General features: G+C 40.3%; 16 protein-coding genes and 1 other RNA gene. 16 read left to right on the top strand and 1 reads right to left on the bottom strand.

Annotated features, from left to right (window positions below; translation table 11 throughout):
• The first annotated feature begins 158 nt into the window (after positions 1 to 158).
• Both LHW48_09590 and LHW48_09585 read left to right on the top strand, forming a co-directional pair.
• Positions 159 to 602 carry a hypothetical protein gene (locus tag LHW48_09590; protein MCB5260703.1) on the top strand — a complete coding sequence of 148 codons (444 nt, stop codon included), beginning with the start codon at positions 159 to 161 and terminating at the stop codon, positions 600 to 602.
• Positions 603 to 713: 111 nt separating this feature from the next.
• Positions 714 to 1,484, top strand: coding sequence for a dihydrofolate reductase family protein (locus tag LHW48_09585; GenBank protein MCB5260702.1), 771 nt, complete (start codon positions 714 to 716; stop codon positions 1,482 to 1,484).
• A gap of 87 nt (positions 1,485 to 1,571) precedes the next feature.
• On the opposite strand, the gene crcB is transcribed toward LHW48_09585, so the two are convergent.
• On the bottom strand, positions 1,572 to 2,006 hold the full coding sequence (gene crcB / locus LHW48_09580; GenBank protein ID MCB5260701.1) for a fluoride efflux transporter CrcB: 435 nt from the start codon (positions 2,004 to 2,006) through the stop codon (positions 1,572 to 1,574).
• Between the two features lie 401 nt (positions 2,007 to 2,407).
• Between crcB and LHW48_09575 the strand changes: the two genes are divergently transcribed.
• The 14 genes from LHW48_09575 to LHW48_09510 form a co-directional block, all read left to right on the top strand.
• A complete protein-coding gene (locus LHW48_09575; protein MCB5260700.1) occupies positions 2,408 to 5,050 on the top strand; it encodes a valine--tRNA ligase in 2,643 nt (880 codons plus the stop codon).
• A gap of 461 nt (positions 5,051 to 5,511) precedes the next feature.
• The gene (locus LHW48_09570; GenBank protein ID MCB5260699.1) at positions 5,512 to 6,435 is read left to right on the top strand and encodes an RnfABCDGE type electron transport complex subunit D; all 924 of its coding nucleotides are present in this window, start codon (positions 5,512 to 5,514) and stop codon (positions 6,433 to 6,435) included.
• Positions 6,432 to 7,097 carry an FMN-binding protein gene (locus tag LHW48_09565; GenBank protein MCB5260698.1) on the top strand — a complete coding sequence of 222 codons (666 nt, stop codon included), beginning with the start codon at positions 6,432 to 6,434 and terminating at the stop codon, positions 7,095 to 7,097. Before LHW48_09570 ends, LHW48_09565 begins: the two co-directional genes overlap by 4 nt.
• Complete coding sequence (locus LHW48_09560) at positions 7,094 to 7,690, top strand: NADH:ubiquinone reductase (Na(+)-transporting) subunit D (GenBank protein MCB5260697.1); 597 nt, start codon at positions 7,094 to 7,096, stop codon at positions 7,688 to 7,690. The genes LHW48_09565 and LHW48_09560 overlap by 4 nt, the downstream gene beginning before the upstream one ends.
• The gene (locus LHW48_09555; protein ID MCB5260696.1) at positions 7,690 to 8,277 is read left to right on the top strand and encodes an NADH:ubiquinone reductase (Na(+)-transporting) subunit E; all 588 of its coding nucleotides are present in this window, start codon (positions 7,690 to 7,692) and stop codon (positions 8,275 to 8,277) included. The genes LHW48_09560 and LHW48_09555 overlap by 1 nt, the downstream gene beginning before the upstream one ends.
• A gap of 9 nt (positions 8,278 to 8,286) precedes the next feature.
• Positions 8,287 to 9,390, top strand: coding sequence for a 2Fe-2S iron-sulfur cluster binding domain-containing protein (locus tag LHW48_09550; GenBank protein MCB5260695.1), 1,104 nt, complete (start codon positions 8,287 to 8,289; stop codon positions 9,388 to 9,390).
• A gap of 4 nt (positions 9,391 to 9,394) precedes the next feature.
• Positions 9,395 to 9,847 (top strand): hypothetical protein, encoded by a 453-nt coding sequence (locus LHW48_09545; GenBank protein ID MCB5260694.1) that lies wholly within the window; start codon positions 9,395 to 9,397, stop codon positions 9,845 to 9,847.
• A gap of 85 nt (positions 9,848 to 9,932) precedes the next feature.
• Positions 9,933 to 10,109 (top strand): hypothetical protein, encoded by a 177-nt coding sequence (locus tag LHW48_09540; GenBank protein MCB5260693.1) that lies wholly within the window; start codon positions 9,933 to 9,935, stop codon positions 10,107 to 10,109.
• A 57-nt stretch (positions 10,110 to 10,166) separates the two neighbouring features.
• Entirely contained in the window at positions 10,167 to 10,949 is a 783-nt protein-coding gene (rsmA, locus tag LHW48_09535) for a 16S rRNA (adenine(1518)-N(6)/adenine(1519)-N(6))-dimethyltransferase RsmA (protein ID MCB5260692.1), read from the top strand.
• On the top strand, positions 10,903 to 12,690 hold the full coding sequence (locus tag LHW48_09530) for a hypothetical protein (protein MCB5260691.1): 1,788 nt from the start codon (positions 10,903 to 10,905) through the stop codon (positions 12,688 to 12,690). Before rsmA ends, LHW48_09530 begins: the two co-directional genes overlap by 47 nt.
• 97 nt (positions 12,691 to 12,787) lie before the next feature.
• An RNA gene (ffs, locus tag LHW48_09525) (signal recognition particle sRNA small type) lies at positions 12,788 to 12,883 on the top strand.
• Positions 12,884 to 12,956: 73 nt separating this feature from the next.
• Positions 12,957 to 15,833, top strand: a complete 2,877-nt coding sequence (locus LHW48_09520; GenBank protein ID MCB5260690.1) for an immune inhibitor A — start codon at positions 12,957 to 12,959, stop codon at positions 15,831 to 15,833.
• Positions 15,830 to 16,315 (top strand): DUF192 domain-containing protein, encoded by a 486-nt coding sequence (locus tag LHW48_09515; GenBank protein ID MCB5260689.1) that lies wholly within the window; start codon positions 15,830 to 15,832, stop codon positions 16,313 to 16,315. The genes LHW48_09520 and LHW48_09515 overlap by 4 nt, the downstream gene beginning before the upstream one ends.
• Positions 16,300 to 17,173: divergent polysaccharide deacetylase family protein (locus tag LHW48_09510; GenBank protein MCB5260688.1), on the top strand; the 874-nt coding region annotated here is incomplete at its 3' end. The genes LHW48_09515 and LHW48_09510, both read left to right, overlap by 16 nt.

Raw genomic sequence — 17,173 nt, 5'->3', positions numbered from 1 at the left:
TTGTGCTTTTCTCCTCCATCAAGAGCATTAATCATGTGACTATCCACTCTTAATCATGTCTTAATAATTAAGGCTTGATTAAGAGAGGACTAAGAAATACTTGACAACCTAAAAGGGGCAGGGAAAATGGGAAATATTAGAAAAAGCAAGGAGGGCTTATGAAAGCTCATGTAAAAGCAGGAATTAAGGGTTTCTCCGGCAAGCTGGACGGAGCCATATACTATTATCATCCCCGGCTGAAACGCACCCTTATGCGGCGTGCTCCAAAGATGCCAATTCAGCCACAAAACAATGACTATCGGGATATATCCAGAAAGATCAAGGAGATCAATCCCAGTGCGGGCTATCGCAATGATTTTCGCATCTTTCTTAATCTGCTCATGGATCACGATGATACTGTGCGCTTGCCCTCATGGTATAGCCTCTACATCAAGATGCTTTGGGCCATGCAAGCCAAATATCCAGCTCAAGTTGATTTGAAAACAATCACACGAGATCAGATCATAGCAGAGGATCTGCCCTGCCGCAGTGTAAAAAGAGCAGTAGAAGATGGGCTCTTGCCAGAGATATCTGGCTATCAGTATCTGGATAAGGATATCTGAGCATTTCATGAGCTCGGTAATGATAACACGCAGCCTATCACCTTTCGATTTGATAACCGGGAAATTCAAAGATTTTGTCTCATACCACAATCAAGGTAAAAGGAGAGCGCCATGTTAAGACCCAATGTAGTACTATATGTTTGTGCCTCTGTGGATAGCCGAATTAGCATGGGCACAAATTCTACCATGTTTGATTCGTTCAAAGAACCGAAGCTGTATGGCATGCTTTGCAGTCCTGTAGAATGGGAGAACTTTCGTCGGGAAGTATTTGAACTTTATGAGCCGGATATGTTTCTGGAGGGAAGCAATATGTTGGTGGCAGAGAACGCAGAATTGATCGAGCTTCCAGAGTATAAAGAAAACAATAATGATCTTTACGAGGACTTTTTGCCGGAGGATATCCTTAATAACCCGCAGCGCAAGACCTGGACTTCGGTGGTAGATGGCAGAGGTCGCTTTAGAAATGGCTACACTGCTCAGTGTGATGATCCAGATACATATATGGTGCATTTGACCACCCATACCGCTCCTCCAGAATACTTGGCTTTTCTGCGTATGCGCAAACTTCCTTATCTAATTGAAGGCCGGGATAAGGTGGATATGAGGAAAATGCTCCAAAAAGTTAGGAGCAAGCTCAGGGTCAAAACGATTGCGACCAGCTCCGGAGGTAAGCTCAGCGGCGCCTTAATTCGAGCTTCACTCTTGGATGAGATAAACATTCTGCTCAGCCCTATCGTAATCGGAGGATACACTATTCCCACTCTCTTTGCCTCTGAGGAGATTAATTGGCCAAATGTTGTGCCAAATACTCTCAAGCTTTTGGCAGTGAAAAAAATGGATAACGACAAGCTCTGGCTGAGATACAAGGTGCTCTATTATTAGTGACACTCTGTCTTTGCTTATTGATAAAAAAGCACCAAAATAAATGCTAGGCCTCCCTTAACAGAATTGCCCCAAATAAGCCAGGATTTATCGCATCGATATACCAACCCACATGCCCATAACTACAGCTAAGACCCCAGATAAGGTTGAGGCCAGAATGTTCATTAAGGCTGTCTTGACATGCCCAGATTGGTATAGAATCACCGTCTCATAGCTGAATGCCGAGAAAGTAGTGAATGCCCCCAAAAAACCGATGATAAAAAACAATCTGATCATCTGATGATTGGCATGATGTTGAAATCTCATGGTCAAAAATCCCACCAGGAAACAACCTATTACGTTAATGATGAGAGTTTTGTAGGGAAAGGGACTGCTAGTCTGGTAATGAGAAATCAAAGTGACGCAATACCTTAGGAAACTACCCAATGCTCCCCCAGCTATTACCAATAGAACATCTTGTACTGAGAACTTGTAACTGAACATTCTTAACTCCCGAATATATCTTGCGGATTTAGGAGTCATCAGAAGCCTCAAACTTCGGTTTGGCAAGCATTTTACCCAGGCGAACCCCATCGCCTGCACCAATGAATTCGATGCCATATATCTGTCAACTATCATGTTGGGGTTATTAGTTTCCGATCTGAAGCTTTACTATAAAAGGAGTTTAAGCTACTTCTGCCAACCTGGAGTTTGGCAGTCCAGGTGCGCATGCTCTGTGGAGCTTCGAAAAGCTCCGCTACGGTACTGGCACTAGCCTGAAGCGCATCAAAATGGCAAATTTGAGTGACTCTTTATGTGTTACTAATGCTTCCAGAATGGTTTTGGGAAAAAAGCACTTGACATTAATGCATTGCTTAATCAATTGGTATTTGCTTGAAATATAATTGTTTTAGGCAAGACTACGACAAAAAGAGGAAATTCAAATGGAAATCAACAAAACCTATTCTCCGCAAGACATCGAGAAAAAGTGGTACAAACACTGGGAAAAGAGCGGTTTCTTTGCCCCTCGCGGTGAAGGAAAGCCCTTCACGATACTAATCCCTCCACCCAATGTAACCGGAATTTTGCATATGGGCCACGTGCTCAATAATACCCTTCAGGATGTCGTAGTCCGCTATCACAGAATGAATGGCGAGCCTACTTTGTGGCTGCCGGGAGTTGATCATGCCGGCATTGCCACGCAAAATGTGGTAGAAAAGCAACTCGCTAAGGAAGGAAAAAATCGTCACCAAATCGGTCGTGAAGCATTGGTGGAAAAGATTTGGCAGTGGAAACACGAAAAAGGTGGAATCATAATCGATCAATTGAAGCTTTTGGGCGCATCCTGCGATTGGGACCGCCAGCGTTTTACTATGGACGATATGCTATCCCGCGCTGTGAAAGAAGTATTTGTAAGTCTATATGAAAGTGGTCTTATCTATAAAGGCAAATATATAATCAACTGGTGCCCGCGCTGCGTTACTGCACTGGCAAATGACGAAGTGGAACATAGCAATGAAGAAGGCAAGCTTTGGCATATCCGCTATCCTTATGCCGATGGATCGGGATATGTAACGGTGGCTACTACCCGTCCGGAAACAATGTTGGGAGATGTAGCTGTGGCTGTAAATCCAGCAGACGATCGTTATAAAAATATGATTGGTAAAGATTTGATCCTACCTCTCGCTAATCGCCGTATCCCCATCATTGCCGATGATTATGTTGATAAAGATTTTGGCACTGGTTGTGTAAAAGTTACTCCAGCTCACGATCCCAACGATTTTGAGATCGGCAGAAGGCACGATCTGCAGCAGCTTTTGGTAATGGATGAGCACGGTATTATGAACGAGGCCGCTGGTGCGGACTTTGCCGGCATGGAACGCTATGCTTGCCGAAATAAAGTATTGGAACTGCTTTCCGCTCAAGGTCTTTTAGAAAAGACCGAGAAGCATGAACACGCTGTGGGCCATTGCTATCGTTGCGATACTGTAATAGAACCCTATCTCTCAGATCAATGGTTCGTGAAGATGGAACCATTGGCTCGTGAAGCCATTGCGGTGGTTGAAAAAGGCGAGGTTCGTTTCCAACCTGAACGCTGGACCAAGGTTTATATGCACTGGATGAACAACATCCGGGATTGGTGCATTTCGCGACAGATCTGGTGGGGACATCGCATTCCCGCGTACTATTGCGAGGATTGCGGCGAAATGATGGTGACTAAGGAAGCGCCAAGTGCTTGTATTAAATGCAAATCCACTAAGATTCGCCAAGATGAAGATGTATTAGATACTTGGTTTTCCAGCTGGCTATGGCCTTTTTCTACGATGGGCTGGCCGGACGATAGCGAGGATTTAAAGCGTTTCTTGCCTACCAATGTGTTGATTACAGCACCTGAGATTATCTATTTGTGGGTGGCGCGGATGATTATGAGTACGCTACACTTTAAAAAAGTGATTCCCTTCGAGACGGTCTTACTACATGGAACGGTAAGAGACGAAATTGGGCGTAAGATGAGTAAATCTCTGGGTAATTCTCCCGATCCCATCGATATCATAGAGCATGTGGGCGCAGATGCTTTGCGCTTTTCCATGATCTTTAATACTCCAAAAGGTGCTGATGTAGTTTATAGCGATGCCATTTTGGAAGGTGGACGAAATTTTGCCAATAAAATCTGGAATGCCTACCGTTTTATCATGATGAATATCCAGAGCATCAATGGTTTGCCCGCAGTTGATAACCTCGAACTGGAATTGGCTGACCGTTGGATTCTATCCCGCCTCAATGAGGTTTGTCGCGAAGCAGGGGATCATTATGAAAATTTGCGCTTAAATGACGCTGCGCAATGCATTTTTCAATTCTTATGGGATGAATTCTGCAGTTGGTATATCGAGCTCAGCAAAGACCGCCTGAAAGAAGGCGCACCAATGCCCGGTAAGCTTACCACAAAATATATCCTACTTGATGTTATGCAAGCAGGAATGAGGCTTTTGCACCCGATCATGCCCTTTATTAGCGAAGAGATCTGGCAATCCATCAAGACACACTTCCCGATGGAGGAAGAAGCGCTAATAATCGCCAAATTCCCTATTGCGAACAATAACTTAATCGATCTTGCTATCAATGACGAAATGAGTTTGATGCAAGAGAGTATCACTGCTATCCGTAATCTACGCAAACAATTGAATCTGCCTCCTTCTAGGGAAGTTAAAATTGTGGTTCGTACTGCAGATATTGCCCAGAATACATTGTTTCAAAGCTATGAGAATTATCTGAACCGTCTGGCCAGAGTGGAAGAGATAGTATCCGGGATGGATGCTGCCAAACCTAAGCCTGCAATGAGCGCAGTTGTGCGCAATCTTGAGATATTCATTCCTCTGACAGGATTGATTGATCCGAAGCAGGAAAAAGCACGCCTGAATAAGCAATTGGAAAAACTACAAAAAGAGTTGGATGGCATTGCTAGAAAACTATCTAATCCTAATTTCATTGCCAATGCAAAGACAGAAGTAGTAGAAAAAGAGAAAGAAAAGCACCTTGAAGTGCGAACAAAAGTGGACTTGCTAACCAAGCAGATAGCTGACCTTTAAGAATTGTTTGGACCGAATATCATATTGAGTTGTATCCAAATCTGTAATAGCGATTTGTTTTAAAAATAGCTCTGCTTAAATATTGCTTATCTGTTTACACTTATCAAGATAGTAGCATACTAGGCTTGCTGAGCTTCTTGCGTTTTGGTGTTTAAGCATTTTGAGAGTAAGTTTCTAAGAATAAAAGCCAAAAATGAGTATAAGAAAACACTATGAACAGTTTGCGATCTCATTAATGAAAATATCGGAAACACCTTATAAAATAATCCACAAAGAAAAAGTTTTGATAATACTCATTATTGCCTCTTTATTCTGTGTGTCACAATCGAATATCGCAAATCTTTCCTCATTTGCAAACAACATTTGAGTAAGATAAAGATTCAATTTCGAATCTTTACTATTGACACGGCATATAGTTATGGGTTATATTATAATAAAAGAAAAGAAGGAAAATCTTTTTTATGTTTGAAAGAATCCTGAAGCAGCAGATGATGAATAGGGTTCTATATTCCCTAATACCAATCATCTTGTTTGCCGTTTATTTGTTTGGTTGGAGAGTATTGGCAGTTGTAATAGCTGCCAATGTAGCAGCATATATTAGTGAATACCTGTTTGTAAAGAATAAAAAACCGGGTAAGGTTTCGATGGCAGTTTTTGTAACAGGAACTCTAGTTGCATTAACTCTTCCGCCCACTATTCCATTATGGATATCTGCTTTAGCGGGAGTAGTATCAATTGTCTTTGGGAAAATGGTGTTTGGTGGATTTGGAGCCAATATCTTTAATCCTGCTATACTAGGGCGTACCTTTGTATATATCTCTTTCCCAAATCAGATGACGATATCTTGGCTTAAACCATATTTGATTAATGATTTCCCTGGTGGATTTGTACGTTGGACAGCCGACTCATCCATGCAAACTGGAGCAACAATACTGAACAGTTTTCGCACTTCCAATGAGGCAATTTACGGAATAGCAGAGACATTTACAGGATTTGTATCTGGCTCGGCTGGAGAAACTTCTGCATTGCTCATTATCCTCGCTGGGATCTATCTTTTAGTAACTAAAACAGCCAAATGGCAGCCAATGCTTGCCACAAGCATTTCCTTGCTTGTGTTTAACTTGATATTCTATCCTGGAACAAATCCACTGTTCTTCCTGTTGAGCGGTGGTGCTATGTTTGGTATTGTGTTTATGGTAACCGATCCGGTATCGAGTCCAAAAGGAAAGTGGGGAATTTGGATTTATGGTTTGCTGATTGGCTTTTTAACTGTATTCATACGCAAGTACTCTCTTTTTGCTGAGGGCTTTATGTTTGCTTTACTGCTAACCAATACCCTCATGCCGCTGGTTGAGTATGGTCTAGAAAAAGTGGGGAAAAAATGAAGGATAGCTTTCTTTTCCCAATTGTATTTATGTTAATTATGGTATTGATATTTGCCGGTATTCTCAGTATTGCCTTCCGCACAAGTGAATCTAAGATAGAAGCTCATCGTCAAAACACATACCAGAAACGTATCCTTAGTACATTATCGGCCAAAATAGCAGAAACAACTGGCAGCAAAGCAGATAAGATACTGGCACAATACCCTGAGTCTTACGAAAAATATGTTTATAAGATAAATAACAAAAATCTTGGCAGAAATGCTTATCGTGCTGTAGTGGCAGATAGCACCGTTGCTTTTTGCTTTGAAATAGGCGGTAAAGGGCTTTGGGGAACCATGCAGGCACTGGTATCAACTTCAACAGATTTTAGAACTATCTTAGATTTTGCCATTGTTGAACAGCAAGAAACACCCGGTTTAGGTGCCCGTATTGAAGAAGAGTGGTTCTTAGCTCAGTTTAGAAATAGACTTTTTGTTACAGAGCCAGATGCACCAGGTGATGTTACGCGCAAATATGAGTTTATTGCCGAAACCCAAGAACCAGAAAACGATGGTCAATTAAAGCGAGTAACAGGAGCTACCATTACTTCAGATTCTGTAATCAAGATGCTTCGTGATGAGATAAATTATATATATAAATATCTACGGAATAACGATTTATGAACAAGAAAGAAATATTTATTAATGCTGCATTCAAAGAAAACTCGATCTGGCGACAAATTTTAGGTATTTGCTCTGCGTTAGCTGTAACAAACCTAATGCTAAATAGCTTAATAATGGGATTGGGCGTAATATTCGTATTAGCATTGGCAAACTTTACGATATCTTTAATCCGTAATTGGACTCCGCGCAGCATCCGAATGATGGTGCAAACCTTAATCATAGCCTCCTATGTTATCATTGTGGATATATTTCTAAAAGCCAACCTGCCCGAAATTAGCAAGCAATTGGGACCTTATGTTGGCTTGATTATTACAAATTGCATCCTGATGGGTAGAGCCGAGGCCTTCGCTTCTCAGAATGAACCAATTGCATCATTTGTAGATGGAATTGGAGCGGGCATTGGATATGCTTTAGTATTACTGGTAATCTCATTTATTCGAGAACTCTTTGGGTTTGGCACTATATTCGGATTTCAAGTATTGGGAACGTGGTGGACAAAATGGAGTATCATGGTTATGGCACCCAGCGCATTTTTCTTGCTTGCCATATTTATCTGGATCATCAACACACATTATTATAAGGCGAAAGCATAATGGATATAAGTGCATTTGTATTATTTTGGGCAGCTATCTTCACCAGCAACATCTTACTAACAAATTTCTTGGGTATGTGTTCGTATCTTTCTGTATCCAGAGAGATAGAATCTGCTCTAGGCTTAGGAACTGCTGTAATCTTTGTTTTAACTATTACCTCAGCTCTAAACTGGCTGGTATACTATTATGTTCTGGTTCCATTTGGCATTGTGTATTTGCAATACATTGTGTTTATTATTGTAATAGCAGCTTTTGTTCAATTCTTAGAACTCCTAATTGAGCGTTACGCTCCCGCCCTTTACTACACGCTGGGCATCTTTTTACCGCTTATAACCGTGAATTGTGCGATCTTTGGTGTAAGTTTATTCATGGTAATTCGGAACTATAGTTTTATTCAGGCAGTAGCCTTTGGTGCCGGTAGCGGCATAGGATGGCTATTAGCAATAATGATGCTAGCCGGCATAAGAAGAAAACTGAAAGAAAAGCTAGTACCAATTGGACTTCGTGGAGCTGGTATCAGTCTAATTATTACTGGAATCATGGCTCTGGGATTTGTTGGATTCTCTGGCATAGTTCAAATACAATAAGGAGTTGGGATGCTGCAAAGAATACTTGTAGATATTGCTTTAATGAGCGTGATAGCGGTTATCCTGGCTTTTATCATGGTATTGGCACAACGCTGGTTAAGCAACTATGGAGAAGTTAATTTAAACATCAATAACAAACGGGATATTACAGTAAAGGGTGGCAATACATTATTGGCAACTCTTAGCGATAAGCAGATTTTTCTACCTTCTGCCTGCGGTGGCAGGGGTTCTTGCGGAGCATGCAAATGCAAGGTTACCGAAGGGGGAGGCCCGCTTTTACCCACAGAAAAACCACTTTTAAGCAAACAAGAACAAGCAGATAATATACGTCTTGGTTGCCAAATAAAAGTTAAAACCGATATTAACATTCAAATCCCCGATGAAATTTTTAATATCCGGCGCTATCATTCTGAAATTGAAGAAATCATAGATTACACATACGATATAAAGGGTATCATTTTTAAGTTGCTCAATAACGAAAGAATTGATTTTAAAGCAGGACAGTATGTCCAATTAGAAACTGAGCCTTATGATAAAGTAAAACAAAGAGTTATGAGGGCTTATTCAATTTCTTCTAAACCTGAGGTAAATGACCGCATCCAACTGATAATACGCTTAGTTCCAGAAGGTATCTGCAGTACATGGGTGCATAAATTCATAAAAGTAGGTGACAAAGTCAATTTCACCGGTCCCTATGGAGATTTCTATTTGCGCGATACAAACGCAGATATTCTCTTTGTCGCCGGTGGTTCAGGAAAAGCACCAATCAAATCTATGTTAGAACATCTTAAGGAGGTAGGAACAAGTAGAAAAATGACCTATTTCTTTGGTGCCCGAACAACCAAAGATCTGTATCTCACTGAGGAATTTCGGGATTTTGAACAAGAATTTGAAGACTTTACTTATATACCCGTACTGTCCCATGCCAGCCCAGAAGAGAACTGGAAAGGAAAAACGGGTTTTGTAATGCCATATTTCAAGGATGCCATTCGCGATCCTAAGAATACCGAAGCATATTTATGCGGCAGCCCCGGTATGATTAATGCTGTAACCCAGTCATTAATTGAGTATGGCATATCTGAGGATAAAATCTACTACGACAGTTTTGGGTGATATTATGAAAAAGACTCCGATTGAATCCAAGATTACAGCCAAAATGCAACCCGGGGTGATTACATATGGTGGATTTTTGGGAACTGATAACAGAGATTTTACACAGATAATTGCAGATGATGAGATCACTTTGGAAAAAATTGGCAAATCTGCCGAAGAAATAGCCGACAGATTAGAGTATTTTCAGCAGCAAAGCTTTGATGCATTTCAAAGCATCACTACAGTGGATGAGATATATGAAGTGGAAACTGAAGTTGTGCGAGGATATTTACCCTGCCCCTTTATGCACCAAGGAATCTACCGAAAAAGCTATACTACTGTAACGAACAAGAAATCGGGAAAATGTTTCACTTTCTCTGCTTTGAATATCCATCTGATAAGAGTACACCACTTTTTTGAAGGTAGAAATTCACATTTTCGCCTTGAGCCGGATGAGCTGATAAAAGAGCTATTTTAGAAAATAAACATTGACCGTAACGGCACTTTATCAAAAATGGCACTCTCATAAGATATTTATTGAGTATTGAAATAAGGAGTTCCATATGGCGAAGAATAACCGCGGTAAAACACTGAGAAGTATGCCTTATCATGGTCGTGGCGAATGCCCTCATTGTCATCGTACCGGCGTTAAACTGATGTACGAAATAAAAGCAGGGGATAAAACCGTTAAGGTTTGCAAGATATGCAAGAGCACTCCTGCAGATAAACTAACGGCGTAATGAAGCCAATCAACTTGGGGAGAGCAATGCTCTCCCTTTCTAGCAATAAGCTAAAACTTGAAAGCAATTAAGGAACTGGGGCAACATTTTCTTACCGATAGCGGTATTGCCGCTCAGATTGCGGATTTGGGGGATATCAAAACTCATGAGAGGATATGGGAAATAGGGCCTGGCACAGGAATCTTAAGTAAAGAGATTATTTCTCGTGGCGCTACTTTGGAAGCTTTTGAGCTGGATAAACGAATGGCAAGAATCCTTGGTGAAAGCTTTGGCAATAAGATAGATCTAATTCTTACAGACATTTTAAAGCTTAACTGGCTTCATCAAATCTCCATGGGCTCTTTACCTATTAAGATTATTGCCAATATCCCCTATCAAATTACATCTCCCCTATTATACGAGATTCAAAAGCATGCACAATACTTTCCTCTTGTTGTATTGATGGTTCAAAAAGAAGTAGCTCAGCGCTTATCTGCAAAACCAGGCAAAAAAGAGTATGGCCCCTTAACGCTCAAAATTGGTCTTTGCTATAACGTAAAAACTGCTTTTTTTGTAAATCGTCAATATTTTGATCCCATCCCCAAAGTAGATTCTGCTGTTATTGTAATGAATGCCAGAACAACTAAACCCGATATAATGCATCCCAAAATTTTTGAGAAAGTCTTGACAGCAGCCTTTGCTCATCGCCGTAAAACCTTAAGAAATAACCTGCTTCCAGTCTTGGGAAAAAATGTATTGAGCAATCTAGAAATGAAAACTGATATGGATTTTAGCCGCCGAGCCGAGACCTTAGATGAGAAAGATTTTATTCTGCTTAGTAATACTATTGCTCAGCTTTAGTTGCAGGCTGTTATCTCAAACAAGGGGGATAGAATTCTATCACTACAATAGTGACAATGTAAGGATTTTGGAATCTCTTTTTCAATACAATGTAAGCCCCTATGAAAAAAATAGAATTAGTATTTTGGGGCAAAGTTCTTGGGAAGATAGACTTAACTTCCACCAAGAAACACGTCGCTCCATGTTGGGCAGTTCTATAGCTTATTCTTCTAAACACTTTAGTCACACGCTTTTAATGGACTATGAATCATATTTCGATACAAGTGATTTAGAGCCTGTGGCTTATGTAAACAAGAATGGCAAATTGGGCTACAGGCTAGACTGGACTCCTATTGATAGCCTCTTTCTTGGGCTTGCGACTAACGGCATTATTCGCAATGAAAAAGATAGATACATTCAAGAAAGCCACCGCTCGAGTGATGGTTTTCAGGTTCTAGCACACTCTTCATACCGATATATTAGTAACATTGTAAATGCGGGGTTTAGAGCCAACTATGAAAAGAAAGAAATGAATTGGGAGTCTTATCGAGATTTTTCTGCCACTGCAGACCTAAATGGAGAAGCGCATAACATGTATTGGGAAAGCAGTTTTAGCTTGAATCAACGTTTAGACAATATCTACACCTTAGAGCAAAGCCTAAATCAAACCCGAAGCTCATATAGCAAGCAAGACGAGCAAAAGCGTAGCGGCATGGGCGTATATGGATTTCTAGAGTATAACCCACATAACAAGATAGCATTGCAGCTTTCAGAAAACTATAACGAGAGACGCATTCGTTTAAAAGAAAATACTATTCGCAATAATGGAGAGTTTTACAACGATTTAGACATCAAATTGGGCTATGAGATTACTAGTAATTTGCAGCTTGATATCGGTGCTTCCCACAATTTTGCCTACAAGGGTTTTAACATTCTCGAAAACACTCGCAATATCGAAAACCGTACCTTGAATGCAAATACCGGCTGGGAATACAGCCCCAGTGATTCACTTTTTGCTGGATTGAGTATCAATTTACAGATTACCAGCTTTCCTTCAAATAAAAAATGGGATAACGATTTGCGTACGCGCAGTGCCCGTCTTGGCTGGAAACACTATTACAAGAATTTCATTCGGCTTTCTAATTGGTTCAATTACTCTATTCGGGAAGATGTATATTTAAACTCTATGCTGTCGGCAAACAATCATGAAATGCAGAGTTTTACCTTGTTTCCTGAGGCAGAGATTCTTTTAGGAGATCGAATAGCTTTTATACAAAGCTACCAGATTCGAACCGATTATACAGATTTTCTTTACTCAAGCATCCGCACAGCCAAACTGTACCGACAACTTGGTTGCAAATTCAACTTGATCTTTGATAGCTATCCTTACATAGCCAGATCTGGTGATGATGTTTGGCTTCAAAACCCATATCGGAAAAATTCTGGCTCTGCCTTTTCCAGCAATATGGAATTTTCCTATGAAGAAAACCAGTACGCAGATAAGCAGGATGAATTTTATAACATAAATAACAAAAACAGAAACTACATAGTCGGTATTACATTAAAACACGATATCGACAATTTCTATTATAGTATTGCCCCCAGAATTAGCTGGGGTACATGGAAGGAATATTCGCTTTCAGCTGGTATCTATTGGACATTTAACAATGCTTCTTTCATAGAATTTAGCCTTACTCCAATTTCTGAAAACTTAGAAGCGATAGATGTAAGAAGCGCAATAAACCTGAGTGTAGTTTTCTAAGTTTTATGCTCCATATAATCAATATTTTCTGTAAGTTGCCTTTTGAGAAGGGTCATCTTTTAATTGACAAAAAAACACATCTGAGATGTGCTGCACAAGCCAGGTACAGCCAACTTCTGAATGTGAACCATGTCAGGTCGGGAACGAAGCAGCATTAAGCAAGCCCAGATGTGTGAGCTGTTGCCTGGCATTTTTTAGTATCAAATCGGCAGATAAATTGCGTGTAGTATACATAAACACTCTTTCGGTATGATAAAGGACTCATTATGAAAAAGCTATTACTTTTACTGTGGGCAACCTTATTGTTAGTGGCTGCTTTCGGCTACCCGGTACGAATCCAAAGCTGGAATTTAGACAAGGATATTAAAACCATCAATGCCTTACATATAAGTATCGATTGCGTAAACCGTAGTAATGGAACCATTATTGCCTATGTTAGAGATCACCAAGAGCACGATCGCCTTCTTGCCGCTGGTTTTGATGCTCAAACCATTCCCAATTCAATTCCCAAAGACAACAATATGCCAAGTAGTAAAAGTGGAAATCCCAAAGAAAGCCTAAATTACTATCTTAGTTTAGCCGATTATCAAGATTTCATGGAAATTAAGTCCCTGTTATATCCAGATATTTGCCAGTTGTATGAGTTTGGCAACTCAGTAAACAATCACCCTCTCTACTTTATGAAAATATCGGATAACGTGAATATAAATGAAGCTGAACCGGAAGTAAAACTAATTGCCAGCATGCATGGAGATGAAACTGTTGGATACATAATGATGCTTCGTTTGATAGAGTATCTTACTGAAGGCTACAATATTGACCCGCGTATTTCGGATATCGTTAATAATACCGAACTCTGGATTTGCCCTTTAATGAATCCGGATGGGTACGAGAATGAGACTCGTTACAACGCGGTCGGAGTGGATCTGAACCGAAACTTCCCCACGCCAAGTGGAGCAACAAATCCAGACGGTTTTCCTCATGCTCCAGAAACCATTGCTATGATGGACTTTAGTTCGGAGCATAATTTTGTTTCTGGAATCAACTTTCACGGCGGAATGCTAGTTATCAACTATCCTTGGGACTACACAATAAGTCCTGCTTTAGATAATGACCTACTAATTGATATGTCACTAACATATTCTTCGCACAATATGCCAATGTACAATAGCACAGAATTTGACCAAGGCATTACCAATGGCGCTACTTGGTATATAGTACAGGGCAGTATGCAAGATTGGAATTATGCCTATACCAGTAATATTGAACTTACTGCAGAAATAAGCTATGTCAAATGGCCTCCTGCTAACACTTTGGATGGTTTTTGGGAAGACAACTGCGAATCGGTGTTATCTTACATCGAATACGCTCAAAAGGGAGTAAAAGGAATTGTTACAAATTTCTCTGGTGAGGCCATCCCTGCTGTAATCAGAGTATCTGATGCTGGCAAGGATATCACCAACGATCCCATTGTGGGAGATTATCACCGCATTCTCATGCCTGGTAGCTACACCTTGGAGGTATCTTCACAAGGATATCTACCACAAACTGTTGATATAACTGTTCCCCCTACAGGATTTACAACCTGCAATATAAGCTTAGAACAAGCAGAATGGATGACATTTGCGGGAATTGTGCGCAATAGCGATGGATATCCTATACCAAACGCCACAGTAAAGATATTATCGGAACCTCTATTAAGCGCACAAGCTAATGTCGAGGGAAGTTTTATTTTTCCAAATCTTCTTGAAGGCCATTATCTTTTACAAATCGACAACTCCGATAATCCCCCTTTCTATACCCCGGTGCGTCTGCGAAAGTCTACGTTGGGCGGCAATGTTTCAATAGTGCTTAGCGAAGCTCTTTTTTCCGATGATTTCGAAAGTGATCTCAACAATTGGACTGGAGACACAAATTGGGCATTGCTTTTTGATGGTAATAATGGCGTACTGTCCGATTCACCTTCTGGAAACTATGGGAACAATTGGAATAAAGAAATACACTTACAAAATCCTATCTCATTGCAGAATGTGCAAAACCCGATTCTAAGCTTCAAGGCAAAATGGAATTTAGAAGAAGGTTATGACTTTGTTTATGTTGAGGTGTCAACCGATGGTACAAACTGGAGTGAGCTCACTTCATTTACCGGACAAGCGTTTTCTTGGACCAATCAAGTCTTTAACCTCGATAACTTCGTGGGCTCCAATCTTCATTTGCGCTTCCGCTTGCATAGCGATTGGTTCGAAAATGAAGATGGTATTTACATTGACGACCTTGTTGTCTCGGGTTCTAATAATGCCAACATACTTTTCGGTGACGCAGATGGCGATGGAGTCATCACTAGCATGGATGTAAGTTCCGTTTTAGATCATTGTGTGGGAAACTATCTTGAAGTTGAGAACATGCCCGGTGCAGATGTAGACCAAACTGATGGGATTCGCGCAATTGATGCCTATCAGATCTACCTTTACACTCAAGATCCAAATTTTAGATTTCCTGCTCAAACTCAAATACCATTTGATCTTCCAGAACCGGAGCTTAGCTATTCCGTTTCAGAAGATCCCGAATCAGAATACCGCTTACTAAATTTTGATATTGCCGATCCATCTCTAATTCATAGCCAATATTGGGAGTTTCCCTTCCCTGTATCTTATGCATATTCATATTTTATAGATACGGCTTTTATGGAAGTTGAACATATGGACGAGGGCAAGTATTCGCGCATCGATGTAATATCTCCAGCACAACTTTCATTTCGGATTCATTCTGAGGCAGAGGAGTTTATCGTATTAACAGAAATAAATGGACATCTATCAGCTATAACTGTAGAAGCAGCATCCATAAATGAGATTCAGGCACCTCAAGCCAATACAATGTTATACCAGAATTATCCCAATCCTTTTAATCCCAATACACAAATAAGATTTAGCCTTCCTGTAGGAAGCCTAATCACTTTGTCGATATACAACACCAAGGGTCAGTTAGTAAAGAAAATTTTGGATACATACAAGGCAGCTGGAGTTCATACTGCAAATTGGGATGGCAAAGATGAGCACAACCAGCTTGTAAGTTCTGGAATTTATTATTACCAGTTAATTACGCCCTTGGGTACAATTAATAAAAAGATGGTTCTAAGCAAATGAGAAATAAGCTCTATATTCCCGTTGTTCTAATCTTGATTCTTGTTTTTGGGGGATGCCCAAAATCTATACCCCAACAAGAAGCTCAGTCTTCTACTTCCTTTAGAAAAGATGGAACCCTGCAAATAAAAGGTTTAGATGGCAATCTCAAAGCCTCTTTCGACATTGAAATTGCCGAAAAAGAAAAGGAACTGATGCAAGGCTTGAAATACCGAGAAAACATGGAAGATAATCAAGGTATGCTGTTCATTTTTAACAATGTAGATTACCATTCCTTTTGGATGCAAGATACATACCTCAGTTTGGATATGATCTTTATTGACCACCACAATCAAATTATTAGCATTGCGAAAAATACAAGTCCCTACAATGAAGAACCAATATTCCCCGAAAAACCAAATCAATATGTATTGGAAGTAATGGCCGGGACATGTGATAGATTAAGTATTGAAATAGCGGATGAAGTAACATGGCAAAAAAACTAATTATTCCCCTATTGGGATTACTCTTATTGTGGGGCTGCAAAAGCAAACCAGAAAGCAGCGATGTGAATGTGCCTCCCCCTCTTGAGGCTAATGAAGAGATATACGAACCAGAGGAAGAAAGTCAAACCCTTCAAGAGACTGATCTGATGAGCTATGAATACAATTGGAGCAAATCTGATGATATGCCCGATGTTGTAATCATAATCGACGATTTTGGCAATAGTGCCGGGCAACTTTTAGAGGATTTTGCCGATCTTCCCAAAGAGATCGTTTTTGCAGTACTTCCAGACCTTCCTCATACCAAAACTGCAGCTAATTTGGCAAGCCAAAAAGGGCATGAAGTAATAATCCACATCCCTATGGAAGCCGAAAATAGTAGTATTAGCCCGGGTGAGAAGTATATTTCTCAAAATATGCAAGAGAGAGATATTGAAGATGTTTTAAACAATTTCATCAAGCAAATGCCCATGGCGATTGCAGCCAATAACCATATGGGCAGTGCTACCACCGCCAGTTTGCCTACAATTACTGCCGTACTCAGCCATTTGGCCAATAAAGGACTTTTCTTTATTGATAGTGCCACTACCTCAAAAAGCGCAGTATATACTGCCGCTAAAAATCTGGGGATCTTTAGCACCCGAAGAGATATCTTTTTGGATGTTCCGGATAACAGTGACGCTACTTTGGCTTCGAAGATACAAAGTATGGGAAAATACAAGGGGCGTAAAGAACCCATTGTAATTATTAGTCACTGTCACAATAGGGAAAAACTTGAAGCTTTACGCAAATTCATCACTCAAATAGAAGCGATGGGATTACGTATAGTGGCTTTAAGAAATGCCTTTCCTTCGGTTCGAG

The organism is Candidatus Cloacimonadota bacterium, from assembly GCA_020532355.1.
In the GTDB taxonomy this organism is placed as follows: domain Bacteria; phylum Cloacimonadota; class Cloacimonadia; order Cloacimonadales; family Cloacimonadaceae; genus UBA5456.
Note: the sequence above shows the minus strand (reverse complement) of the source record. Positions and strands in the feature narration are given on the sequence as shown.